Genomic DNA, 23195 nt, shown 5'->3' with positions numbered 1-23195 from the left:
AGGTGGACGGACCGGGTTCCGCCGCACCGGCGCCCTACTTCACCGCGCTCTTGGCCTTCCACTGGTCGTAGCTGATGCTCCAGTCGGCGTAGCCGTTGCCGACGCCGCCGAGCTCGCCGGTGGCCTCCTCGCCCTTCACCGTGACGAGGTCACCGAGCAGCGAGTTGTCGAAGAGCCACTTGGCGTCCTTGGGCGTCATGCCGACGCAGCCCGCGCTGTGGTTGGTGTTGCCGACGTACTGCTGGCTGTCGGGGGTTCCCTGGTGCAGGTAGCCGCCGGAGTCGCTGAACCGCATGCCCCAGTTGACCCAGACGTCGTACTCCTTGGGACCGCCGACCGAAGCGGAGGTCATGTGGACCTTCTCCTCCTGCGACTTGATGGCGAAGGTCCCGGCGCGCGAGGCACGGCCGGGCACCGGCTGGCCGCCGGACATGGGGATCGACTTCACCTCCTGGCCGTCGCGCTTGACCACCAACCTGTGGGTGTCGAGGTCCGCGGTGAGCTGCTGGTCACGGCCGATCTTGAAGGTACGGTCCAGGTCCCGCTCGAAATGGGCGCCACCGGGGTCCACCGTGGTGAGGGTCCCCTTGACGGTGACGTCGGTGTTCGCGCGCCAGGGGTCCTTGGGGCGCCAGTCCAACCTGTCCTTGCCGGCCGTCGTGGTCACCCAGCCCCAGGACCCCTCGGTGGCGTTCGACGCGGTGACCGTCAACGCCTTCTCCACCGCGGCCTTGTTCTTCACCGGCTTGTCGAACTCCAGCGACACGGGCTGCCCCGTACCCACCGTCTTTCCGGCCCCCGGCGTCAGGTCGAAGTCCAGCAGCGGCCCGTCGGTCACCTTCTTCGGCGCCGGTGGGGCCTCCGCCTGCTTGTTGGCCGCATCGGCGGACGCCCCGGCTCCGGCGGAGGCGTCCTTGGCGTCCGCGCCGCCGCACGAGGTGAGGAGAAGCAGCCCGGTGAAGACGGCGGCGGATATTCGCGCCGGCCGAAGACGGCGGTGGTGGGCTGCGAGGGCGGTCGATACAGCCGTGGGCTGAACGCGAGACATGGCGGCGGCTCTTCTCCGAATGGTGTCGTTACGTTCGATAAGAGGGCCATGACCTGCGCGGAGGTTCTCCCTCCATCATGACCGTTTTGCAACAGCGCACCGGCGAGGACCTTCGGCAAGGGCGTTCGGCGGGGGCGTTCGGTCGCGGGAGGTGTGAGGCGATCGTTAGGGAAACGTCAGTGGCGTCTGCGAAGGTCACCGGCGTGTCCCGGCCCCGGGCCCGCCCGCCGGGCGCGGGGCGGCGCGGCGCGGTACGTGCCTTGCTCGCGATCTGGTGAAGGTGGGGTCCTGCAGATGAACAAGAGGGTTCTCGGAGTCTGTGCCGCGGTCTTGCTGTCGGTCGGCGTGGCCACTCCGGCCGGCGCCGCCACGGCAGCGGAGCCGCCCTACGACATCCTGACCATGGGGCAGGGGACGAAGCTCCTCGGGATCGTCTACGAGCACGAGAACTTCACCGGCTCGCGGATCGAGTTCCGGGGCGAGGCGTGCACCGGCCGCGCGGACGGCCTGCCCGACTACCAGTTCCCGCTGGGGGACAAGTGGCGGTGGCGGATCTCCTCCGTGGAGAACAAGCTCTGCCACCAGATGGGCCTGCGGGACCGCAACGGCGTCAACCTGGCCATCGGCGGCTCGCAGAAGCGGCTCGGCGAGTGGAACGACCAGACGGTGACCGTCCAGTTCAGCTGAGCCCGATCCCGAGCCCGATCCTGAGCTTGCGCCCGATCCCGAGCTTGCGCCCCGATCCCCGTCGCCGTCCCCGCGTCAGTCCCCCCGGGTCCACCCGTGGAGCGCCGGCGCGGCCAGCGCCCGGTCGATCGCATGGGTGACGTCGCACGCCGAGGTGCTGACGCGCAGACCGAGCACGGCGTACCCGGTTCCGCATTCCAGGATTTCGCTGGTCCAGTGGGACGGGAGCTGGGCGATGATGCGCAGGCACGCCAGCTCGGGGGTGGATTCGGGTGCCCCGGCGAGTCGAATGCGGTGCTCCACGGTGTCATCTCCTGCGGGTCGGGGGCCCGGGGGCGGCCCGGTGGTGGACGCGGTGGACGCGGCATGGGCCGGTTTCCGAGAGGAGACCGGCCCATCTGCGTTGTTGGCGAGGTTCACGTGAGAAGGAGGCGCTCGGATGGGCCAGCCGGGATCAGCCGCGGAAGGTCACGGTGCCGCCGTTGCGGTCGAACCAGCCGCCGAAGCCCCAGTTGGACCAGCCGCCGTCGCCGCGGTTGACGATCGTGCCCGACTTGAAGGCGAGGACCCGGTAGGTGGCGCTGCCCTGGGTGACTCGGGCGTTGGCCACCACGCCCTGGATGTCCAGGGAGTAGTTGAGGTTGTCGTTGATGATCATGACGTTGTGGTTCGGGTAGGCCTTCATGGTGTCGTCGAGCTGGCGGTGCACGAAGGCGGGCCGGTCCTTCTCCATCCGGATGTCGTTCAGGACGTTCCCGATGATCCCCGCGATCTGGTTCATCGCGTCGACCACGATCTCCGTCTTCCAGCCGGTGCCCATGGTCCCGGCCTGCTGGGCGGCGACCTGACCGGCTGCCGGCGCGGTGGCGGCCTGGGCGGTGGTGGGCAGCAGCAGCGCGGTGGCCGCGACGGCGCCGACGACGGTGAGGGCGGCGCGCTTGATGTGCTTCGACATTTTGGTCTCCTTCAAGGGTGGTCCGGGCAAGGGGATGCCCGGGAAGTGGTGGCGCGGGATCGATCAGAAGGTGGTGGGGGACGGGCCGGCGGGACGTTCCTTCGGCGGAAGTCGACCGGTGTCCGGGGGGCGGGGGCGGCTCCGGCGGGAGCGGGCCCGCTCACCCCGGTCTGCTCATCCCCAGTCGTTGGTGAGCGGGTTGACGGTGACGGGCGTGGTGTCCGCGGTACCCGTGGTCGTGGTGACGGTGACCGCTCCGGTCCCCGAGGACCCCGTGTCGGCGTCGTCGGCCTGGGCGATGCCGGCGCCGCCGAGGACCAGGAGGACGCTGATGACGCCGGACGCGATGCGGGAAGCGGAGCGGTTCACGGGGTACCTCCTGGAGTGCTGACGGGGCCGGACCGAGGTGCGTCGCTCGGGCCCTCCCGCCGTTCTCGTTCCGGCGGGCCGCCCTCACAAGAAGAATGTTGCCAGCGGGCACCGGCCCCGGACGGGCCGCGACCGTGCAGCAAACGGCCCGGTTCCCGTGCACTTTCCTGCACGCCCGGGACCGCCGGGACCGCACCGCCGAGGCCCCCGTGTTGCGGGTGGGACACCCGGGCGGGGTGGGGCCGATGATGTCCCGCCACGACACGAACGAGCTGGCGTTCCTCGGTGTCCCCCTGGAAGAGGAGCAGTTCTACCGCGCCCTCCTCCGCGACCGCGACGACGCCGGCGAGCACCAACCGGCCGTGGTCTCCCGGACCTTGGAGCTGGGCATCGTGGTGCGCACCCCGGCCGGCGGCCTGCGCCCGCTCTCCCCCAAGCGCGCCGTGGAGCGCTTGATCGAGCACCGGGTGGGCCAGACCCAGGACGACCTCCAGGAGACCGCCCGGCGCATCGGGCTGGTCGACTCGCTGAGTACGGAGACCCACGCCCCGCGCGCCACGACGTACGACAACCCGGCGGTCCGGCAGATCGAGGGCCTGGAGGCGGTGCGCGCCGCCATCGACGAGGTGACCTTCTTCGCCCACTCGGAGAACCTGACGACCAACCCGATCGGCGTGCTCACCGCGGAGTCCATCGAGGTCTCCCGGCCCATCGACCTGAGGATCCTGCGCCGCGGAGTGCGGATGCGGACCCTGATGGCCTCGGCCTGCCTCCAGGACGAGACGACCATGGCCTACCTGAGGGAACTCGCGGCCCGCGGCGCGCAGATCCGGGTCTCCACCCACCCCCTCGACCGCATGATCATCTGCGACCGGGCCGTGGCCCTCACCCCCATCGACCCCGACAACACCGCCCGCGGCGCGCTGCTGACGCGCGAACCCGGACTGGTGAGCACCGTGGTCTCGCTCTTCGAGCGGATGTGGGCGGCCGCCCAGGAACTCCCCGAGGAGGACCTGCCCTCCCTCACCGAAACCGAGCGGCAGATCCTCAAGACCCTCTACCTCGTCGACAAGGACGAGACGGGAGCGCGCCAGCTGAACATCGCCCTGCGCACCTACCGCAAACACGTCGCCCGGCTCATGATCCGGCTCGACGCCGACAACCGCTTCCAGGCCGCGCTGCACGCCCGTGAACGGGGCTGGATCTGAATTCGCCTCCCCGCGACCCCCGTTAGGAAAGCGTGAGGGAAACGTCAGCCGGGTCTGCCAAGGTCACGCGTGCCCCCGGCGCCGCGCCCGTTGATACGGGCGCGGCATCCGAGTGGCGGCTCACCAGGAGATCCCGCACGGAGTTCCGTTCCATGGAAATGCGCTGAGAAGGAAGAGGGCCTCATGCACATCCGCAACAAACTCGCCGGCGCCGCCGCCGTCATGGGGGCGAGCGTCCTCTTGGTGGCGGGGACGGCCACCAATGCCAGTGCCGGAGCCGCGGAAATCAAGCAGTACCGCAACGCCCAGACCGGCCTCTGCCTCGACTCGGACGCCAAGGGGAAGGTCTACACCAAGGGCTGCGGCGCCGACAATCCCTACCAGCAGTGGGAACGCAAGGTCGTGGACGGCCAGATCATGCTCCGCAACGTGGCGACCCGCCTGTGCCTCTCCCGCGAGACCGGCAACCTGACCAACCCCTCGCCCCCGTATTCCACCCGGGTGGCCACCCGCACCTGCGTCGGATGGGAACTCGACCACTGGTGGGAGTTGAAGGTGGACGGCCGCACCCGCCTCATCAACGTGGACGCGGACAACGCGCTGGATTCCAACACCAAGGGCAACGCGTACCTGAAGAACTACACGGCGGACAACACCTACCAGCAGTGGTACGAGTGATTTCCGCCCGCCCCGCGCACAACCGACTCGGCAAGGAGAGAGATCCGATGGGCCTTCGCATCAAATGGAGCGGAACCGCAGCCGTTGTCGGGGCGGGCGTCATGCTGGCGACGGGGCTGGCCACGCCCGCGCACGCCGCCGGGGAAGCCACGTGGTACCGGAACGTCCAGACCGGACGCTGCCTCGACTCCAATCCCAGCGGCAAGGTGTACACGTCCCCCTGTGCGGACAAGTACAACTTCTACCGGCAGTGGCAGCGCACGGTCGTGAACGGCAAGATCCGGCTCAAGAACATGGCGACGAACCGGTGCCTGACACTGAACGACTCGTGGTCCGAGATCGTCAAGACCGACCCGTGCGGAATCGACGACAACGAGCTGTGGTGGGAGCTGCGCGTCAACGGCACCATCCGCATCGTCAACCCCGACAACAAGGCCCTGGACTCGGACAAGAAGGGCAACGCGTACGCGAAGGGCTACGGCCCGGACAACCCGTACCAGCAGTGGAACGAGCTCACACCCCAGTGATCACCCGGCTCCGGCCCGGTCCGCCCGCCCCCGGGCGCCCGGGCCGGAGCCCGGTCGGCATCCCCTTTCCGGCCGTTTCCGGCGGAAGGCTGTCCTCCCCGGTGGCCCGTGCCTACGATCACCCGCACGGACGAGCCCCGGGGAGGCGGCGTCGATGTCAGGGCAGTGGCAGGGGCAGTGGCAGCCCCCGCACCAGTGGCAGCCGCCCCGACCGGGCCACCACCCGCAGCCCTTCCACCCCGGCTGGCAACCTCCCCCGCGACCGCTCCCGGGCGCCGGCACGTACCTGCGCGAAGCGTCCCGGATCCTGGCGCGGACCTGGCGCCCCCTGGCGGGCGCCCTGCTCCTGGCGGAACTCGCGATGACGGTCGTGGTCGTGCTCGGGACCGTGGCGGTGGAGGAACTGGTCCCCTCCCTCCACCTCGGTCGGCAGTCCGCGGAGCTCCTCACCCTGACGATCACCGCGTCACTGGTGCTCTCCCTGGTCACGAGCGTCCCCGACGCCCTGGCCGCCACCTTGTCCGAGCAGCACTCCCGGGGCCAGCGGATCACCGTGCTCCGCCTCCTGCGCGACGGCGCGCCCCGGGTCATCGGCTCGGGGGGCGCCACGGCGCCGCCCCTGCTGCTCATGGCCTTTCCGCCCGCGGCCGTCTGGGTCTGGGTCATGTTCACCTTCGTTCCGGCGGTCAAGACGTACGAGGGCCTCGGCGCGATCCGTGCGATGGGTCGCTCGGCGAGTCTGGTCCGGGGCGTGTGGGGGAGGGTGTTCGCGATGCGGCTGCTCACCCTCGTGCTGACGTACGGCCTGTGGACATCGGGAGGGCTGCTCCTGAGCCTGTTCGGCGGGTTGCTCGGCCTGGACCTGAAGGGCGACGTCACCGAGGGGCCCACCGGCGTGGCCTTCGTGGTGGTGGCCATGGCCTTCGGCCTCGGATTCGTCATGTTCCAGTCCGCCTGCGCCGAGTTGGCCATCGTCCAGATGTACAAGGCGCTCCGCACGCGCCGCCCGCCCGCGACCCCCGCCGCGTACCCGCGGCTGCGCTGATCCGGCGCGCGCCCGGCCCGCGCCCCCGCGCTTCACAGAGCCCCCGCCGCCTCCCCGCGCCGGACGAGGGCGAACACGCCGGTCGCGATCAGACCGAGCCCCACCAGCTGGGGCACCAACCACCAGTGGGACCGCAGGTGTTCCTCGTACAGCAGGACGCCCAGCGCCACGCTCACGCCCGCGTCGCCGAGCGTCAGCGCCGGCTGCGAGGCGACCAACGGACCTCCCTGCATGGCGTGTTCGAGCAGCAGCAGGGCGCAGACGCCGCTCACCGCGAAGGCGTAGGTCTGCCAGGTGGTCAGGAAGCCGAGGAGGCCGTCCTCGTCGAGCACCCGCACCGCCGACTTCATCAGGGCTGCCGTGAGCGCGTAACCGACGGCCGTGGCCGCGCCGAGGCAGCCGGCCCGCATCCGGCCGGGGGACCGGCGCAGCGCGACCGCGGCCAGTACCGCCATCGCCGCCGCGCACGCCACCAGCGCCAGGACCCAGCGGTCGAAGGGCACGTGGGTGCGGTTCCCGGTCGGCGACGCGGCCACCAGGACGACCCCGAGCCCGACCACCACCCCCGCGACGGCGAGCCAGAGCGCCCCCGGCAGCCGGGCGCGCCCCACCAGCGAGGCGATCAGCAGCGCGAAGGGCAGCTCCAGCACGAACAAGGGCTGTACGAGGGCCAGCGCACCCAGCGAGAGCGCCGCGGCCTGCCCCACACCGGCCGCGATCACCGCCAGGATCCCGCCGATCCACAGAGGCTGCCGCAGCAGGTCCAGGACCAGGCCGAAGCGGAAGCCGTCGCTCTGCGGCACGACGAGCGCCGCCCGCCGCTGGAGCACGGTCGCGAGCGCGTTGCTGAGCGCCGCGAACAGCGCGAAGAGGACCGGCAGTGCGATGCCCATGCCCCGATCCTCACCGCACCCGCCACGACCGCGCTCCCACGACATCGCCCCGCGCCCGCCCGCCGCCCCGCGTTCCCCCGTACGGTCCCGCGCTCAGCCGCGGCCGAACCAGTTCCGGCCCTTCGGGCGCTCCGGGGGAGTGGCCGGGGCCGGGGCGGGGGCCGGTACGCCCAGGGTCGCCGCCAACTGCCTGCTGAGTGACGGGCCCAGCTTGGCCGCCTTCCCCTCCAGGGCGTACACCGCGTACTCCCGCAGCCCCGCCCTGTGCAGGGCGAGCACGAAGTCGCGGTACAGCTCGGGGAACATCCACACCCCGGCGCCCCGTACGACGGTGTGGGCCTCCTCGGTCAACCCCTCGTCGTAGAGGGCTTTGAGCAGCGCGACCACCTCTGCGGGCGGAAGGCGCCGGGTGAACTGCTCCAACGCCGACCCGACCTGGTGGCCCAGCCCGGCCGCGGTCAGGGAGCGGACGGCGACCGCGCGCAGGGCCGCACTGCGCACGAGGTCCAGCACGGCATCGGAGGACAGCTCCGCGACCTCGTCCCGCACCGGGCTGTCGGGCGCGCGCAGCAAGCCCCGCAGCACCGCGGCGTCGAGCTTCGAGCTGCCTTCGAGGTAGCGCAGGTGGCGCTGCGCCGCCTGCGGATCGCTCCGCGCCAGCTGGAAGAGGACGTGGTGGACCACGTCGTCCGCCCCGGCGTCCCGGAGCTGATCCAGCGCCACGGCGAAGGCATTTTCCGGCAGGGACGCCAAGGCTCCACTCACCTCCCCGTGGTCGCGCCCCGCCGCGTGCAGCGCCCGCACCAGCGCGATGGGCCGGGCGCCGAACGTGAAGCCCAGCGGATCATCCGGGTGGAAGAAGGGCGCCTCGGGCAGGGCCCCCAGCACCCGGGCCCAGTCCTTGCGGTTACCGCTGTCCTCCAGCGCGATCAGCAGCTGCGCGATCTCCTCGCCCGGACGGTCCGCGGCGTCGGTCAGGAGCCGCAGGGCGTCGAGCGGGCGGCCCATCGACCGCAGCGCCTCGACCAACGTGACGGTCCGGTCCGCCGGGTGCGCCCCGGCCACCTCCCGCACCAGGTGCAGCATCGCCTCGTCGTGCCCGTCGCCCCGCAGGACGTCGGCCAGCGCGACGGCGCTCTCCACCGACAGGACGGCGGCCGCCTGCCGCAGCGCCTCCAGGGCCCACTCCCGCAGCCCGACCTCCCACAACGCGTCGCACAGCCGCGTGATCGCCTCGACCGCCGGGGCCTCCTCGACCGCCCGGCGCAGCAGCCGCCGCGCGTCGTCGGGCCGCTGCCGCGCGTCCATCGTCCGCAGCGCGCGCACCAGTTCGTCGGTGCGGCGCACGACGGCGGACGCGGCCCGGAGGTAGAGGTCGACTGCCTCGTCCTCGCGCCCGATGGCCAACAGCGCCCCGGCCAGCCGGGTGGTCTCCTCCTCCGACGAGGAGGTCGCCGACACCCGCAGGACCCGTTCGGCCTCGTCGTCCAGCTCGGCCGACCAGAAGGCCCCGGCCAGCTCCAGGATGGCCTCGGTCGTCCGCGAGCGGCCGATCGCGGCCATCGACAGCACTTCCACCGCACGAGACTGCCCGGCGGCGCGCAGCGCCTTGACGGTCCCCGCGACGTCCTGCGCGGACCGCTCGGCGGCGAGCCGGGCCAGCCGCTGCGGGTCGTCGCCGTTGTCCGCGCTGTCCAGCGCGGCGACGCAGGCCGCCAGTTCGTACGGCTCCCGCTCGGCCGCGGCAGCCGCGAGGACGCCCACCGCCTCCTCGTCGCGCCCCGCGGCCCGCAGCACCCACACCAGTGCGGCCACCTCCTGCGCCGGACGCAACACCGCCGCCAGGGACAGCAGTTGGCCCGCCCCGTCGGGATCCGTCGCGCGCAGCCGGGCCGCGTGCTCGGCGATGACCCGCGGCTGCGCGCGCAGCACCGGCCGCAGGGCTTCGGGCACGGGGTGGACGGGGTCCGGGTGCGGCTCGGCCACCGGCTGCACGAGGGTCCCGTAGCGGTTGCGGGCGAAGGCGATGCGGACGGCGTTGCTCACCCGCTGTTGCGGGAGCGGCCGCCCCTTCGAGGTCAGTTCGGCGAACATGTGCTCGTAGATCCGGCCGACCTCGATGACCTGACCGCCGCCCGGCAGACCGTCCTCCAGCAGCCGGACCAGCTCGCCGGTGAAGGCCGTGTAGGGCTCGTCCCTCAGCCACAGCGCCTCGCGGGTCGGGGCGGACGCGGTCAGCAGGTACGAACCGGCGATCCGGCTCCGCTCCGCGAGCGTCACGGAGCTGGTGGCGGAGCCGCCCATGCCGCCGACCATGGCCAGGCCGCTGAAGCAGCAGTCCAGGACCACGACCTTGTGGATCTTGTGGCCCGCGTCCAGGACCTCCCGGCGCAGGGCCTCGTAGCCGAGCGAGGAGTAGGGCCGGTCCCGGTCCGAGGTGGGCAGGGTCAGCAGCAGCTCACCGGAGCCCGGGTCGGTGAGCCCGTGCCCGGAGTAGTACACGAACAGCATGTCGGTGGCCTTGCGTGCGGCCTCCCGGACCGCGTCCAGGACCTCCGTGGCGGAGGCGGGCTGGGGCAGCCGCACGCAGTGGCCCGGCGGCAACCCCCAGACGCTCGGATCCTCCAGCAGATCGCCCAGGCGCTCCAGGTTGTTGGCCACCGGCGGGATGTCCTCGAGCTGCGCGCTGACGTAGGCGGAGGTCCCGACGAGGACGGCGTACGAGCGCTGCGGATCGGCGAGTTCCACGGTCAGTGGCCGCCCGGTGCCGCCCAGCCCGACGCTCCGCCGCCCGACGCGCCGTCGGGAGCGGGCGCCACGGCGGGCGGGGTCCCGTGCGAAGGGGCGGCCTCGTGCGAAGGGGTCTCGGACAGCGTCGCGATCAGCCCGCGCACGACCTCGTCCGAGCCGTCCTCCACGGTCACCGCCACCCCATCGGAGGCCCGGGTGATGGTGAACACCGCCCGGCCCCGGCGGGCCCGGCGCCAGCCGGCGTAGGCCAGGGCGAGGTTGGCGACGCCCATCGTGTGGGTCAGCACCACATTGATGACCTCCAGCCCGCCCCCCATGGCACCGGCCACCGGCTCCGAAGCGAGCCCCACCGCGTCCGACACGTCCTCGTCGGCCCGCAGCCACCGGTACAGGTCCCGCAGCTCCGCCGCCTCGTCGGCGTCGGACACCCCGATCGTCAACCGCATTCCCGCGCCCCCCGATCCGACGGATTCCCCTCCGGCCGATCTTCCCACAACTCCCCTTTCCCCGAAGGGAGTCGGGCACCCCCGCCGACGGGCCCGACCCATCCGGGCGGCCGCCCGTGTCCGACGTCCTGATGGAGGACTTCGACGACGCCCTGGCCGACCTGATCGAGGAGGGCGCCGAGGCCGACCGAGAGATCGCAGACCTCGGCCGTCACCGTCCAGGCCCGGATACAGGGCCCCACGTGGGTGAACTTCTGGCCGCCCCTGCTCCTGGCCGTCGCCCTCGGCATCGTCTGGGTGATCCGGCCCACGACCACGGGCGCCGCCGCCCGCCTGGCCGGCATCGTCCTCCCGGTGGCGACGGGCACGGACCTCTTCGGCGCCCGACTGATCGAGGCCCACACCCGCGGCCGACCCCGCTCCGACGGGCCTGCTGACGCCTGCCGGTACGCCTGCGGGCGGCCACGGCGCCCCCGCCCGCGGGCATACGATGCGGAGCGTCTGACCGCCTTTCGAGGAGGACCTCACGGATGCCTGAGAACCCGTCGGTGCCCGGACCGCGCCGGGACATCGCGATGCACAACGACTGGTGGGCTTCGGGCTGGGAGCACGTCCTGCCCCGTCAGGGCCTGCCGCTGACGATGCTGATCGGGACGGCGAGCCAGCCGGACTTCACCGGTTCCCTGGACGATCTCCTGCGCGACACCTTCGACGGCCACTGGCGCATGCTCCCCGGCGGCCTCGACGGCCCGCTCATGTTCTCCTGGCCCGAAGAGGAAGAGCCGTGGGACTACGAGGAGGCGCCCGAGGGCCGCGAGGCTTCCGAGGCGAAGCGCCGGGAGCGGTTCGGCGCCCAGCTCACCGCCGCCGGCTTCCCCGTGCCCGGCACCGTGCGGGAGCTGTCCGAGCTGTACCTGACGTGGGGCCTGGCGAGCCGCGAGGAGACGCCGGACGGCACCCGATGGTCGATGCCCGCCGTCCTGCCGCTGCCCGGCGACCTGCTGACCCTGGACGCCGAACTCACCGAGCGGCTCGACTCGATCCGCTGGACGATGGGCACCGGCCCGCTCGTCAACGACTTCGTCACCCACCTGATCGACGATTTGGGTGAACCGGAGGAGCTGCTCACCTCCCTGGACCGGCTGGCGGCCGCCACCGGTCAGGACGCCGCCGACGTCCGCCTCGCCATCGTGGAGCTCGTACGGTCCGGCGACGCCGAGGTGCGGCGCGGCCAGGAGCCCGCCGACGCGGAACGACTGGCGGCGCACCAGCGCTTCCGCCTGGTCATGGACTGGGACCACTTCCACGGGAGCCGCATCCAACTGAGCGTCCCCGACGAGGTCTGACGCCCGAGACCGGTCGCGGCGCCCTCCCCCGGCCGGGGGAGGGGGATCGTCCCGGGGTCCGACGCCACCTCGCCGCGCCCGGTGCGAGGTTCAGGGCATGACCAGTGCCGAACGGACCATGAAGGCGCCCCGGGTATCCCGGGCCACGACCCTGTGGGCGCTGCTGTACACCGGCTTCGGCCTGGCCTGCGTGCTCAGCGGAACCCCCGTGCTCCAACGCGGCGGCGGCCCGGCGGCCGCCGTGGCGGGTTGGGCGGTGGTGGCGGTGGGGGTGCTGGCGACGGCCGTCAGCGCGGCGGTGGCGCGGTACGGGCCGAGACCGGCCCTACGGGCCCTGCTCTGGGCGCTCTGCGGGCTGGCCGGAACCCTCGCCTTCAGCCTGCTGATGGACGTGATCACCCTGCTGCTCGGTCAGGGAGTGGACAACGGCGCCGCCACCGCGAACAAGGCCCTGGCGGCGGTCGGGGCGGTCCTGCTCGCGGCCACGGCCCGCTCCGACCGACGGCCCGCCGGTACCGCCGTACGAGCGCCCTCCAGCGCGCCGCGGCCCGTCCAACTCACCGCCCTGGCAGGGACGCTGGCCTTCGTCCCGTACGCGGCGATGAAACTGGTCTGGGCCTCGGGAGGCACGTTCGCCGGGATCACCGGTGCGCAGATGCTCGCGGTCTCGGAGCGCAACGGCGCCTCGGGGATCTTCCTCACCCTGGAGTCCTGGGGCCTGGACCCCACCGCGCTGCTGGCCGCGCTCGGCGTCTTCCTGCTCTGGGGTCTGGTCCGCCCGTGGGGACAGGCCTTCCCGCGCTGGACGCCGTACCTGCGCGGCCGCCGGGTCCCGCGCTGGCTCCCGCTCGCCCCGGCCCTGCTCGGCGCCGCCACGCTCGCCCCCTACGGCGTCGTGGGCGTCGGGTACCTGGCCCTGGTCACGGCCGACGTGGTGACGATGCGGCGCGGCGACTTCCACTCCCCGGACGACGCGCTGCTCGTCGCCTGGATCGGCATCACCGCCTTCGCCGTCCACGGCATCGCCCTGACGATCGCGGCCCGCTCGTACTGGCTCCGGACCGTTCGGCCGAAGTCGTGCGAGGCGAACTGATGGCAGGTGTCGCGAGTCGTCCCGCAAGCCCGTCGCCCCATTCCCGCCGCCCCCCTCACGCCCTAGACTGCGACCGCTCCAAGACCTGGCGATCATCAGGAGGATGCGGAAGATGAACCGAGCACTGATCGGCGGACTCGCGGCCGTGGCGTTAGTCGTGTCCGGGGGAAGTGCCGCCACCGCTTCCGACGGCGCTCCGCCGCGCACCACGCACGGCCCGTGCCAGTACGCGCAGACCCCGGACGAACCGCCCGCGCGCCCCGTTCCGCTGCCGCCCGACCCCCGGCGCACCCCCGACCGCGGCGTGGTCGACGTGGCCGTTGCGACAAGCCAGGGCCCGCTCCCGCTCCACCTGGACCAGGCCAAGGCGCCGTGCACGGTCCAGAGCTTCCTGCACCTGGCACGGCACGGCTTCTACGACCGCACGGTGTGCCACCGCCTGACGGCGTATCCGACGCTGAAGGTCCTGCAGTGCGGCGACCCCACCGGCACCGGCGAGGGCGGGCCCGGCTACCAGTACAAGGACGAGCTGCCGGTGGACCTGCCGCCCGCACCCACCGACCCGACCGGCGCGCGCCGCCTCTACGGGCGCGGCCTGCTGGCGATGGCCAACGCGGGCCCGAACACGAACGGTTCCCAGTTCTTCGTCGTCTACGGCGACTCCGCCCTGCGACCGAACTACACGGTGTTCGGCACGGTCGGCCCCGACGGCCTCGCGACGCTCGACAAGGTCGCCGCCGGCGGAATCCAGCCGACCGCGGACAACCCCGCCCCGGTCGACGGCACCCCGGTACTGCGGACCCAACTGCAGTGCGTGAGGCCGTCCCACCGGCACTGACCGGTCCTTCGTACGAGGCGGCCCCGACGCGCGGGGAGGAGCGCGGGGCCTCGATGGCGCGGGAGCAGCGGTGCGCCCACGACCAGGGGTTTGCAGGTGACGTAGCGGCATGTGATCCAGTGGACGGCGAGCACGACGAGGAGAGGTGCCCGCATGCCCCTGCCCGCGATTCCCCGCCGGGTCAAGATCGGCGATGCCGCCGCGTTCGCCGGGACGACCCCCCGCGCCATCCGCCACTACCACGCCATCGGGCTCCTCGCCGAACCGGAGCGCGGCGGCGATGACCGCCGCCGCTACGGATACGACGACATGATCCGCCTGCTGTGGATCCGCAGGATGGCCGAGGCGAGCATCCCCCTGGACGACATCCGCGCCGCCTTCGAGGGCGGCGCCGGCATCGAGCGGTCCCTGGCCCGCCTGGAGCGGTCCCTCGCCGCCAGGGCGGCCGCCATCGAGGCCCAGCGGGCCGCCGTGACCCGTCTCCGGGAGGTGGGCAGCCCGTTGGGCCTGCTCTCCGCGCTGGTCACCGGCCGGCTGCGCGACCTTCCGCCCGGAGCCCTGCGCTCCGACGACCTCGACACCCTCCTGGTCACGGAGCGCGTCTTCGGCCCCCTGGGCGCAGCCATCCAGGCCGACCGGTTCATCGCCCTGGCCACCCACCCCGAGCTGCGGGCGGAGGAGGACCGGCTGGCCGAGGCCGAGGCGGACCTGGACGACACCGTGTCCCCCGACGACCCCCGCGTCGAAGAGCTGGCCGCCCGGCGCCGTGATCACGAGGGCGCCCTGGCGGCCACCGTCGAAGGATCCGGCGCGGAGGAATCCCTCGACGCCCTCCTCGACCGGGAGGACGAGCACGCCGACGGGGAAGGGGACGGGGCGGGGACGAGCGTGATGGAGGCCCTCGGCAGGATGCCGTACGACTTCTCCCCGGCCCGCGTCCGGTACGAGGAACGCGTCCTCGAACTGCTTCACGGGCCCGATCGGCCTCCGAGCTCCTGATGGGCGGCGGCGAGGTTGCCGCGGGCGCTGACGGTCTGGGGGTGATCGGCTCCGAGGAGGCGTACGAAGTCGGCGTGGACCGCTTCGAGGAGGGCGAGCGCGTCGCGGCGGCGGCCGAGCCGGTGATAGGTGATGGCGAGGTTGGCGCGGGCGTGGAGGGTGTCGGGGTGGTCGGCCCCGAGCAGGCGCTCGGAGTCGGCGCGGACCGCCTCCAGGAGGATGAGCGCGTCGCGGTGGCGGCCGAACTGGTGGTAGGCGGCCGCGAGGTTGGCGCGGGCGTGGAGGGTGTCGGGGTGGTCGGCCCCGAGCAGGCGCTCGGAGTCGGCGCGGACCGCCTCCAGGAGGGTGAGCGCGTCGCGGTGGCGCCCGAGTGCGCTGTGGGTGACGGCCAGGTTGGCGCGGGCGGCGATGGTGTGGGGGTGGTCGGATCCCAGGAGGCGTGCGGAGTCGGTGAGGACGGCTTCCTGAAGGGCCAGTGCGTCGTGGTGGCGTCCGAGTGCGCCGTAGGTGACGGCGAGGTTGGCGCGGGCGTGGACGGTGTCGGGGTGGTCGGGCCCGTGCAGGCGTTCGGAGTCGATGCGGACGGCTTCTTGAAGGCCGAGCGCGTCGTGGTGGCGCCCGAGCCGGTGGTAGGTGGCGGCCAGGTTGGCACGGGCGCTGATGTTGATGGGGTCGTCGGGTCCGAGCAGACGCGCGAAGTCGGTGCGGACGGCTTCTTCCAGGGCGAGCGCTTCGTGGTGGCGCCCCAGTTGGCGGTAGGTGTCGGCGAGGTTGGCGCGGGCGACGAGCGTGTCGGGGTGGTCGGCGCCGAAGAGGCGTGCGGAGTCGGCGTGGACGGCCTCTTGAAGGGCGAGCGCTTCGCGGTGGCGCCCGAGCCCGTCGTAGGTGACGGCGAGGTTGGCGCGGACGCCGACGGTGTGGGGGTGGTCGGGTCCGAGCAGGCGTTCGGAGTCGGCGTGGACGGCTTCGAGGAGGGCGAGCGCGTCGTGGTGGCGCCCGAGCCGGTGGTAGGTGGAGGCGAGGTTGGCGCGGGCGACGACCGTGTCGGGCCGGTCCGGCCCGAGCACGCGCGCGGCCGTCTCCGTGACCGAGGCCCAGTAGTCGTGGGCGTCGTGGTGCAGGCCGCCCTCGATGAGGCTGCGCCCGTTGAGGTAGACCACCTGGTGCATGCCGTCCCGCCAGAGCCGGTTCTCGGCGTGCTGGAGCAGGGCGGTGGCGTTGGCCCGCAGTGCCTGTGCGCGTTCCCGCGGCTGATGGGTGGGCGGCCAGATCTCGACCAGGGCGTCCCCGGCGGCGCTGGCGAGGTCCGGATCATGGCCGGTGGGGGTCGCTTCGCGGACGGCACGGCCGGTGAGGGCGTGCATCCGGATCTGCCGGTGCGGGGTGCGGGGGTCGATGCTGATCAACGCGTACCGGCGCAACACCCGCAACGCGCGCACCACTTCATCCCCTGTGGTCTCCAGCGGCTCGCCCTGCCCCCGGGCGGCGGAGAGGAAGGAGGTGATGGGCGCGGTGATCCAGAGGGATTCGGGGTGGCCGTCCGGGTCGAGGAGCGCGAGCAGTCGGACGAGGGGCGTGATGACGCCTCGGGGACCGGCCTGTCCGGCCGCGTCCAGGGAGAGCAGCAGGGCGGCGGTGACCTGCCGTTGATAGCCCTCGGTGTCCGCCCACTCCGGGAGGACGTCCTCCAGCCGCAGCGCCTTGTCGGCCAGGCGGATCAGGTACTGGGCGCAGGTGAGTTCCTCGGCGAGGAGGTACGCGGCCGCGTGGCCCAGCGCGAGCGGGAGGTGGCCGAGCACGTGGGCGACCTCGCCCTCCCGCCCGTCCAGCAGGTGCCCGCCGCCGTCACCGGTCACCCGCTCCCGGAGGTAGTCGACGGCTTCCTTCGGGGTGTAGACGTCGATGTCGATGCGGGTGCGCCCGCCGCCGGTCAGGCGCGGATCGTGCAGGCGGGTCGTCGCCAGCGTCCAGCCGGTGCCGGGCCGGGCCGGTGGCCACCACGGGCCGACGACACCCGGGTCGCCGACGTCGTCCAGCACCACGAGCCACGACCGGTCGGTGGTGGCCAGCCACTCCAGGAACGCCCGCGCGTCCCGTTCGGGATCCTGACCGTCCGCCCCGAGCGCCCCGACCCGCAGCGCTGCCTGCGCGTAGAGGGCGATGACCTGCGCCCGCTCACCGGCCGGGACCCACACCACCAGCCCGGTCCCCTCGGCCACGGCCTGGTGGGCGCACTGCGCGGCGAGCTGGGACTTGCCGACCCCGCCCATCCCCGACAGCACCCCCGCCGACGCCGTCCTGGCCTGCGTCAGCACCACCGAGCCTCCCGCACGGGCCGCATCGATGCGCTCGCGCAGTTCCCGGCGCGCCTGGAACGCCGACGCTGCCAGCGGCGGCGACCCCACCAGCAGCCCCGACGGCCGCTCACCGCCCGCCGAAACCGCGACGACCGGCCCCGGCCCACCGGGCCCGCGCTCCTGAGCCTTCGCCTGCCGCCGCAGCTCCAGCAGCCCCGCCACATCGAGCTCCAGCACCCGCGCCATCGCGGCCACGGTCCGCGCGCTCGGAACCTCCGGCTTGTGGAGGGCGTTGCTCACCCCCGTACGCCCCACCCCGGCCTTCCCCGCCAGCCAGGTCACCGTCTGGTCCGTCGACGCCAACGCGTCGTTGAGCCGGGCCTGTAACCGGGACAGGGCATCACCACGTCCGTCGGCGGGACGTCGTTCCTCGTCTGCGGTGCTCATGGTTCCCCCGGCAGGTGCGCACGCCATTGTTCAGCACTGTTCATTTTCGTCCGGCCGAACCCCGTCGCACACCCGATTCGAGAGGGTCGATCCATCAACCGATACGTCTCTCCGAGGAGTTCGACATGTCCGCTCCGACCGTGGCGCTGTTCACCGTCTGCCTGATCCTGATCACGGCCCTCGTCGTCGCCGCGGCGGCCGGGAAGCTCGCCCGCCTCGACGGCGCCACCTACCCCGCCGCCTGCCTGCGGGCCGCCACCGCGTTCGCGGCGGTCCTGACCCTGGCCGCCGCCATCACCGGCGCCCTCGCCGCAGCCCTGACGTAAGGGCAGCCGGGCGCACGGGAGCACGACGACCGGCCGCCCGCCCCGCCCGCGGCGGCCGGCCGGTCGCCGACCGGAGGTACGTACCCGCGAACGGTCGGCCGATGCTGCGTCAGACGCCCTCGACGATGCGGAAATCGCGCTCGGCGCCGTCGGCGAGGACCACCAGCGCCTTCTGGTACGCCTCGCTCTCGTAGGCCGCGACGGCCGCTTCGAAGCTGTCGAACTCGATCAGAAGGACGCGCTCCGTGTTTCCGTCCTCATGGGCGACGACCCGACTGTCACGGCTGGTCAGGAGCCGACCGCCGCCGGCTCCGACGGCCGGACCGGCCAGCTCGTCGTAGGCGGCCACCTTTTCAGGGTTGGAAACGGTGCGGTAGACGCTGACCCAGTAGCCCTTGGCCACGGAAACCTCCTGTGTTCGGCCGGACATGCGCCCGGAGAGTTATATAAAATATTCATATAAAGAATGTATGCTTCATGCATGAGCCGTCAAGACCCCACTCGTGGCGCGTCCCGTGCGATCGGGTCGGCCCTCTACGGGCTGGCCACCAGGGCCGTGCGACGCCTCCCGCGCGACATGAGCATCACCTCCGCCGCCACCTTGGCCACCCTGGACACGACCGGCCCGCGACGCATCACCGATCTGGCCGTGCACGAGGGCGTCACCCAGCCCGCGATGACCGTGCTGGTCCGGGTGATGGAGGAGTCCGGACTGGTCGAGCGCAGGGGCGACGCGTCCGACAAGCGGGTCACCCTGGTGTGCCTGACCGAGGCGGGCGCGGCGTACGTACGGACCCGGCGCCGGGCGGGCGTCGACGCCTTCGCGCGCCTGATCGACGAACTCGACGACGACGAGGTCGAGGCCCTGGTGGCGGCGCTCCCGGCGCTGGCGCACCTGGCCGAGCTCGAAACCCGGGACCGCGAAGGGCCGAAGCGGTGACGGGGCGCACCCCGGAGACCTCCGAGGCGCGGCTGCTGGCCCCCGCCCTGATGTTCATCGCCCTGGTCGCGGCGGCGGTCGGCAGCCTCGGAACGCCGCTGATCACCAGCGTGGCGACCACGTTCCACGTCTCGCTCGACAGCGCGCAGTGGACGCTCACCGTCGCCCTGCTGAGCGGCGCCGTCGCCACGCCCCTCCTCGGCCGACTCGGAGCCGGCCCGCACCGACGGGCCACGATCCTCATCACGCTGGCGATCGTCGTCGGCGGCAGTCTGGCGACCGTACTGCCGCTGCCGTTCGCGGGGCTGCTCATCGGCAGGGCGGCCCAAGGCGTCGGGCTCGGCCTCACGGCCCTGATGATGGGCGTGGCCCGGGACCATCTTCCCGAGGAGCGCGGCACGGCGACGATCGCCCTGATCTCGGTGGTCTCGATCATCGGCGCCGGCGTCGGCTACCCGCTCACCGCACTGCTCGCCGAGATCGGCGGCGTACGGGCCGCCTACGGCTTCGGTCTCCTCGTCACCGCCGCCGCCCTCTTGACCGCGTGGCGCTCCATACCCGCGGCCCCCGAAGGCCGCTCCGCCCACGTGAACGTGACGGGCGCGATCGTCCTCGCGGGTGGACTCCTCCTCGTCCTGTTCCTGGTCGGCCGACGGAGCCTGTGGAGCCGGCACCTCGACGTGGCGGTGGTCCTCGCCGTCGCCGCCGTGCTCCTGCTCTGCGTCTGGACCGCATCCGAGCTGCGCAGCAAGAACCCGCTGGTCGACGTCCGGGCGGTACGGCACCCGGCGGTCGCCGGCGCGAACATCGCCATGTTCGTCGGCGGGATCGGCATGTACCTCCTGCTCACGCTCATCACCCGGTACGCGCAGACACCGCACGGCGCCGGATACGGCTTCGGGCTGACCACCTTCGTCGCCGGGCTGGTCCTCGTCCCGTTCTCGGTGCTGGGGTTCGTCGCCGGGAAGCTCACGCCCCGGGTCCGGACGCGGATCGCCGACCCCCTGCTCCTGGCCGGGAGCGCCGCCGTGGTCGGCGGCGGGTTCGTCCTCTTCGCCGCGGCCCGCTCGAACCTGGCCGAACTGCTCCTCGCGATGGGCGTGTTGGGCTTCGGCGTCGGTGGCTTCTCGGCCGCCATGCCCGGCGTCATCCTGGCCGTCACGCCCCCGAGCGAGACGTCGAGCGCGATGAGCTTCAACTACGTCGTCCGCAGCGTCGGGTACTCCCTGGGCAGCGCGATCGGCGGCCTGGTCCTGGCCGACGGCACCGACACCGGTCACCTCTTCCCGAACGACCGCGCCTACACCACCGCGGCGCTGATCGGCATCGCGGCGATGGCGCTCACCGCCCTGACCGCCCTCACGCTCGCCCGCCACCGCCCGCCCGAGCCCCACCCCACCGCGGCTTCCTGACGATACGGCGAGGAATCCCGCCGAGCCGTTCCCGATTCGGCGGCCCACCGCACTCGTATCAGCACGTCCTGAGTCGCACACCGTGGCGATGGCGGTGTTCCCGGGGCGAGAGCCCGTAGGCGTTCCTGAACGCGCGGCTGAAGATCGCCGCGTCGGTGAACCCCCAACGGCTGGCGACCGCGTGGATGGGCAGGGCGGACAAGGTCGGGTCGAGCAGGTCCGCCGAGCACCGCTCGAGCCGCCGCCTGCGGATCGTCTCGGCGACCGCTTCCTTCCGTTCCGCGAAGAGCTTGTGCAGCAGTCGTACGGAGATGTGGTGACGGGCGGCGATGGCCGGAGGCGAGAGCCCGGGGTCGGAGAGGTTGTCCTCGATGAAGAGGTCGAGCCGCCGCAACAGCAACCGGCGGCGCGACTCGGGGGTGAGCCGGTCGGTGGCGCTCGCGCAGTGGGCGAGGAAGGCGGTGGCCAGGTCCCGCGTCACGTCGCCGAGGCGTTCCCCGTCCCCTTCGGCGAGGAACGCCGCCTCCTGGACGACGGATACGAGGTGGTGGGCGAGGACGGCCCCGATCCCGGTCGCCGAAGGGAGCGCCCGGGCGATCAGCCGGTCGGTCCTCGCCTCGGGCAGCAGCAGATCGGCGCGCGGCAGGTGCAGGACGACGGCCCGGGACGGCCCCGGGTCGTCGCCGTCACTGGTGCCCCGGCCGACGTAGGGCCGCGACGAGGTCCAGAGGTTGAAGTCACCTGCGCGGAGACGGGCGTCCTGCCGGGACTGCGAAACGTTCATCCCGCCGCTGAGCAGGAGCGTCATCTCGTACGTCTCCGGGTCCGACTGGCGGATCAGGCGGGCCGTGCGCTCGGAGAGGAGAGGGGGGAAGTCCAGGACGGCGAGTCGTGTGGCGCCGAGGGAGACGACGCTCATGCTGCCGTTGAAGTCCGCCGGTCGGTCCGTCGTCAGCCGCGTCGGTCCGGCGCCGTTGCTGACCGTCTCGCGCCACCACTCGAACCTGTGCTCGGGTGGCAGGTCCGCCGTGTCGTAGACGGTCACACCCATGCGTCCCCCTCGCGCGTCACGCCCCCGACGCACTGCCGGGCGGAGCGCTCCATCCTCCGGGGCGAGCCGTCCCGTCTTCCACATGTCGGACCGCCCCGTGGCCTGTTGTGGGCGTGCGGGGTCGGGCCGAACGGAACGGGCCGGTGGGGCGGATACGGGCTCGCCAGCGGGAGGAGCCGAGCCGGACGGAAGACGGTCGGCCCCGCTCGCGCCGCGGGGTGCGGGTCACGGGATCGGGCGCGTTCCCGCCGACTCCTCCTCGGTCGCGGCGTGGCGGGAGGGGCCGCCCGGCGGGTGCCGGACGACCCCTCGGGCCGCTCCTGGGTACGGTGCGCGGATCAGCCGTTGACGCTGAGGCGCGAGGCACCGCCGTTGATCTCGATGGTGCCCGTCAGGGTGGGCACGGTGCTGACCCGGCCCGCCGAGGCGCCCTGACCGGTGTTCCCGTTGGTCCAACCCGAGGCCACGCTGCTCCCGTTCCCGTTGCGCAGGACCACGCGGAAGACCCCGCTCTTGTTGGAGTAGCCGTTGACCCAGCTCCCGCCGGTCTGGCTGCGGTGCACGGCCACCCAGTCGCCCTTGTACCAGGAGGAACCGTTGTAGGCCATCGTGCAGGAGATGTCGTCGTACGTCTGCTCCGGAGGGCAGCTCCGGACGGTGGTGAGGGCGGAATCCGCACCGGTGGCCGCGGCGGCGGCCCCGGTGGCCACGGGGCTCGCGAGCAGTGCGGCGGTGGCGAGACCGAGCAGGATCTTGGTACGCATGGTGGGACGCCTTCCGTCGAGGTGTGCGCCGATCGAGCGCGTCCCGCCGAGTATCGTCAGCCGCTCCCCGCCCCGGCTTCGGCGAGCGGTGCACCCTTTCTTGGCACCCAGCGCACGCAGCGATCGCAACGCACGCAACGCACGCAACGCACGCAGTGCACGCGGCGATCGAGGCCGTCGTCCACGGACGACACCACTGACATGGGCCCGCCCCGGAGATCGCGGACGACCTCACGACGCATTGGCCTAGACCTATTGTGCGGCCCGATCCGTGACGGTACGTTCATGTCCGGCTGCGCAGCCTGCACGTACCGCACCACATCGCATCGTCGGGCACTCTGCCGGGCATCCCCGGCATTTTCAGGAGGACATGCCATGTACCGCCGCACAGCAGCCGCTCTCGCCACCGCCGTCACCGCCGGAGCCCTCGCGCTCGGCGCCGCGGGCACCGCCGAGGCCGTCCCCGGCACCGGCTTCTACGCCCGCAGCAACCACGCCTCGCACACCGAATGCGTGGCCGCCGGCCGGGCCGGCTACAACATCTGGGGCCCCATCTTCTTCTGCGAGCCCTTCAGCCCCGACCGCCCGGACATCATCACCCTCTGGGTCCGCTACTGAGCCACCCGGCCGCCCCGGGCCGACACGGGGCCGGCCGTACGGCAGTTTGTGGACTGGCAGCTCAGCGCGGTGCGGTACATCGTGGAACAGGAGGCAACAACGACAGGGAGATCGGCATGGACATGCGCGCTTCTTCCGAAGGAACGGAACCCGCCCCTGACCAGATCCTGACCGCGGAGGAAGGGATCCGGCTAAAGCAACGCACGGCCAGGCCCACCGCCAACGAACAGCGCCCGGACGAGGAGCAAGCACTCCGGGACGTCAGGCCGTGGCACTGGATGGGCCTTTACGGAAACCCCACCGCGGTGACAACCGTCGCCAATCAGGAGCCGCGCTGCCTGGCCGGGGAAGTCGTCACCACCGCGTACCTGGACACCCGCGCCGACGGCACCAAAGTCCTCGTGTACTCCACGTGGATGGCCTACCCCTAGACAAGGTCCCCAGGACCAGCGGGACC

General features: G+C 72.6%; 25 protein-coding genes. 14 read left to right on the top strand and 11 right to left on the bottom strand.

Features of this window, described 5'->3' with window-relative positions; translation table 11 throughout:
* Window positions 1-34 precede the first annotated feature (34 nt).
* Window positions 35-1048, bottom strand: a complete 1014-nt coding sequence (locus ACFWAR_RS14510) for a L,D-transpeptidase (protein ID WP_385776779.1) — start codon at window positions 1046-1048, stop codon at window positions 35-37.
* Window positions 1049-1342: 294 nt separating this feature from the next.
* On the opposite strand from ACFWAR_RS14510, the gene ACFWAR_RS14505 reads away from it, so the two are divergent.
* Window positions 1343-1735: a hypothetical protein gene (locus ACFWAR_RS14505; RefSeq protein ID WP_385776777.1), complete on the top strand. Its 393-nt coding sequence runs from the start codon at window positions 1343-1345 to the stop codon at window positions 1733-1735.
* A gap of 75 nt (window positions 1736-1810) precedes the next feature.
* Here the strand turns inward: ACFWAR_RS14505 and ACFWAR_RS14500 are convergent, their stop codons facing one another.
* The 3 genes from ACFWAR_RS14500 to ACFWAR_RS14490 form a co-directional block, all read right to left on the bottom strand.
* Window positions 1811-2038 (bottom strand): hypothetical protein, encoded by a 228-nt coding sequence (locus ACFWAR_RS14500; RefSeq protein ID WP_385776774.1) that lies wholly within the window; start codon window positions 2036-2038, stop codon window positions 1811-1813.
* Between the two features lie 151 nt (window positions 2039-2189).
* The gene (locus ACFWAR_RS14495; protein WP_385776772.1) at window positions 2190-2690 is read right to left on the bottom strand and encodes a hypothetical protein; all 501 of its coding nucleotides are present in this window, start codon (window positions 2688-2690) and stop codon (window positions 2190-2192) included.
* Window positions 2691-2864: 174 nt separating this feature from the next.
* Complete coding sequence (locus tag ACFWAR_RS14490) at window positions 2865-3059, bottom strand: hypothetical protein (protein ID WP_385776771.1); 195 nt, start codon at window positions 3057-3059, stop codon at window positions 2865-2867.
* A gap of 245 nt (window positions 3060-3304) precedes the next feature.
* Between ACFWAR_RS14490 and ACFWAR_RS14485 the strand changes: the two genes are divergently transcribed.
* From ACFWAR_RS14485 to ACFWAR_RS14470, 4 genes are all read left to right on the top strand, one after another.
* A complete protein-coding gene (locus ACFWAR_RS14485) occupies window positions 3305-4267 on the top strand; it encodes a LuxR C-terminal-related transcriptional regulator (RefSeq protein ID WP_385776769.1) in 963 nt (320 codons plus the stop codon).
* 183 nt (window positions 4268-4450) lie between these two features.
* Window positions 4451-4945, top strand: coding sequence for a ricin-type beta-trefoil lectin domain protein (locus ACFWAR_RS14480; protein ID WP_385776767.1), 495 nt, complete (start codon window positions 4451-4453; stop codon window positions 4943-4945).
* Window positions 4946-4992: 47 nt separating this feature from the next.
* Window positions 4993-5472, top strand: coding sequence for a ricin-type beta-trefoil lectin domain protein (locus tag ACFWAR_RS14475; RefSeq protein ID WP_385776765.1), 480 nt, complete (start codon window positions 4993-4995; stop codon window positions 5470-5472).
* Window positions 5473-5626: 154 nt separating this feature from the next.
* On the top strand, window positions 5627-6517 hold the full coding sequence (locus tag ACFWAR_RS14470; protein ID WP_385776763.1) for a hypothetical protein: 891 nt from the start codon (window positions 5627-5629) through the stop codon (window positions 6515-6517).
* Window positions 6518-6549: 32 nt separating this feature from the next.
* On the opposite strand, the gene ACFWAR_RS14465 is transcribed toward ACFWAR_RS14470, so the two are convergent.
* The 3 genes from ACFWAR_RS14465 to ACFWAR_RS14455 form a co-directional block, all read right to left on the bottom strand.
* A complete protein-coding gene (locus tag ACFWAR_RS14465; RefSeq protein ID WP_385776761.1) occupies window positions 6550-7410 on the bottom strand; it encodes a DMT family transporter in 861 nt (286 codons plus the stop codon).
* A gap of 93 nt (window positions 7411-7503) precedes the next feature.
* On the bottom strand, window positions 7504-10158 hold the full coding sequence (locus ACFWAR_RS14460) for a caspase family protein (protein ID WP_385776759.1): 2655 nt from the start codon (window positions 10156-10158) through the stop codon (window positions 7504-7506).
* A 2-nt stretch (window positions 10159-10160) separates the two neighbouring features.
* Window positions 10161-10607 (bottom strand): hypothetical protein, encoded by a 447-nt coding sequence (locus tag ACFWAR_RS14455; protein ID WP_385776757.1) that lies wholly within the window; start codon window positions 10605-10607, stop codon window positions 10161-10163.
* Between the two features lie 530 nt (window positions 10608-11137).
* Between ACFWAR_RS14455 and ACFWAR_RS14450 the strand changes: the two genes are divergently transcribed.
* The 4 genes from ACFWAR_RS14450 to ACFWAR_RS14435 all read left to right on the top strand — a co-directional run bounded on the left by ACFWAR_RS14450 (window position 11138) and on the right by ACFWAR_RS14435 (window position 14883).
* Window positions 11138-11953, top strand: coding sequence for a DUF6042 family protein (locus ACFWAR_RS14450; protein WP_385776755.1), 816 nt, complete (start codon window positions 11138-11140; stop codon window positions 11951-11953).
* 97 nt (window positions 11954-12050) lie between these two features.
* Window positions 12051-13046 carry a hypothetical protein gene (locus tag ACFWAR_RS14445; RefSeq protein ID WP_385776753.1) on the top strand — a complete coding sequence of 332 codons (996 nt, stop codon included), beginning with the start codon at window positions 12051-12053 and terminating at the stop codon, window positions 13044-13046.
* A 112-nt stretch (window positions 13047-13158) separates the two neighbouring features.
* Window positions 13159-13884 carry a peptidylprolyl isomerase gene (locus ACFWAR_RS14440; protein WP_385776751.1) on the top strand — a complete coding sequence of 242 codons (726 nt, stop codon included), beginning with the start codon at window positions 13159-13161 and terminating at the stop codon, window positions 13882-13884.
* A gap of 153 nt (window positions 13885-14037) precedes the next feature.
* Entirely contained in the window at window positions 14038-14883 is an 846-nt protein-coding gene (locus ACFWAR_RS14435; RefSeq protein ID WP_385776749.1) for a MerR family transcriptional regulator, read from the top strand.
* On the opposite strand, the gene ACFWAR_RS14430 is transcribed toward ACFWAR_RS14435, so the two are convergent.
* Window positions 14853-17627 (bottom strand): tetratricopeptide repeat protein, encoded by a 2775-nt coding sequence (locus ACFWAR_RS14430; RefSeq protein WP_385776747.1) that lies wholly within the window; start codon window positions 17625-17627, stop codon window positions 14853-14855. The two genes, ACFWAR_RS14435 and ACFWAR_RS14430, sit on opposite strands and share 31 nt — an antisense overlap.
* A 125-nt stretch (window positions 17628-17752) precedes the next feature.
* On the opposite strand from ACFWAR_RS14430, the gene ACFWAR_RS14425 reads away from it, so the two are divergent.
* Window positions 17753-17953, top strand: coding sequence for a hypothetical protein (locus ACFWAR_RS14425; protein WP_385776745.1), 201 nt, complete (start codon window positions 17753-17755; stop codon window positions 17951-17953).
* A gap of 109 nt (window positions 17954-18062) precedes the next feature.
* Here the strand turns inward: ACFWAR_RS14425 and ACFWAR_RS14420 are convergent, their stop codons facing one another.
* Window positions 18063-18356, bottom strand: coding sequence for a DUF1330 domain-containing protein (locus ACFWAR_RS14420; protein ID WP_385776937.1), 294 nt, complete (start codon window positions 18354-18356; stop codon window positions 18063-18065).
* 78 nt (window positions 18357-18434) lie between these two features.
* Between ACFWAR_RS14420 and ACFWAR_RS14415 the strand changes: the two genes are divergently transcribed.
* Both ACFWAR_RS14415 and ACFWAR_RS14410 read left to right on the top strand, forming a co-directional pair.
* Window positions 18435-18893 (top strand): MarR family winged helix-turn-helix transcriptional regulator, encoded by a 459-nt coding sequence (locus ACFWAR_RS14415; RefSeq protein WP_385776744.1) that lies wholly within the window; start codon window positions 18435-18437, stop codon window positions 18891-18893.
* A gap of 50 nt (window positions 18894-18943) precedes the next feature.
* Window positions 18944-20305, top strand: a complete 1362-nt coding sequence (locus tag ACFWAR_RS14410; RefSeq protein ID WP_385776934.1) for an MFS transporter — start codon at window positions 18944-18946, stop codon at window positions 20303-20305.
* Window positions 20306-20363: 58 nt separating this feature from the next.
* On the opposite strand, the gene ACFWAR_RS14405 is transcribed toward ACFWAR_RS14410, so the two are convergent.
* Both ACFWAR_RS14405 and ACFWAR_RS14400 read right to left on the bottom strand, forming a co-directional pair.
* Window positions 20364-21356 (bottom strand): helix-turn-helix domain-containing protein, encoded by a 993-nt coding sequence (locus ACFWAR_RS14405; protein WP_385776742.1) that lies wholly within the window; start codon window positions 21354-21356, stop codon window positions 20364-20366.
* 338 nt (window positions 21357-21694) lie between these two features.
* Window positions 21695-22120, bottom strand: a complete 426-nt coding sequence (locus ACFWAR_RS14400; RefSeq protein ID WP_385776740.1) for a hypothetical protein — start codon at window positions 22118-22120, stop codon at window positions 21695-21697.
* A gap of 375 nt (window positions 22121-22495) precedes the next feature.
* On the opposite strand from ACFWAR_RS14400, the gene ACFWAR_RS14395 reads away from it, so the two are divergent.
* Entirely contained in the window at window positions 22496-22738 is a 243-nt protein-coding gene (locus ACFWAR_RS14395) for a hypothetical protein (RefSeq protein WP_385776738.1), read from the top strand.
* A 116-nt stretch (window positions 22739-22854) separates the two neighbouring features.
* Window positions 22855-23169 carry a hypothetical protein gene (locus ACFWAR_RS14390; protein WP_385776736.1) on the top strand — a complete coding sequence of 105 codons (315 nt, stop codon included), beginning with the start codon at window positions 22855-22857 and terminating at the stop codon, window positions 23167-23169.
* The last annotated feature ends 26 nt before the right edge of the window (window positions 23170-23195 follow it).

The organism is Streptomyces sp. NPDC059917, assembly GCF_042730635.1.
GTDB lineage: Bacteria > Actinomycetota > Actinomycetes > Streptomycetales > Streptomycetaceae > Streptomyces.
Note: the sequence above shows the minus strand (reverse complement) of the source record. Positions and strands in the feature narration are given on the sequence as shown.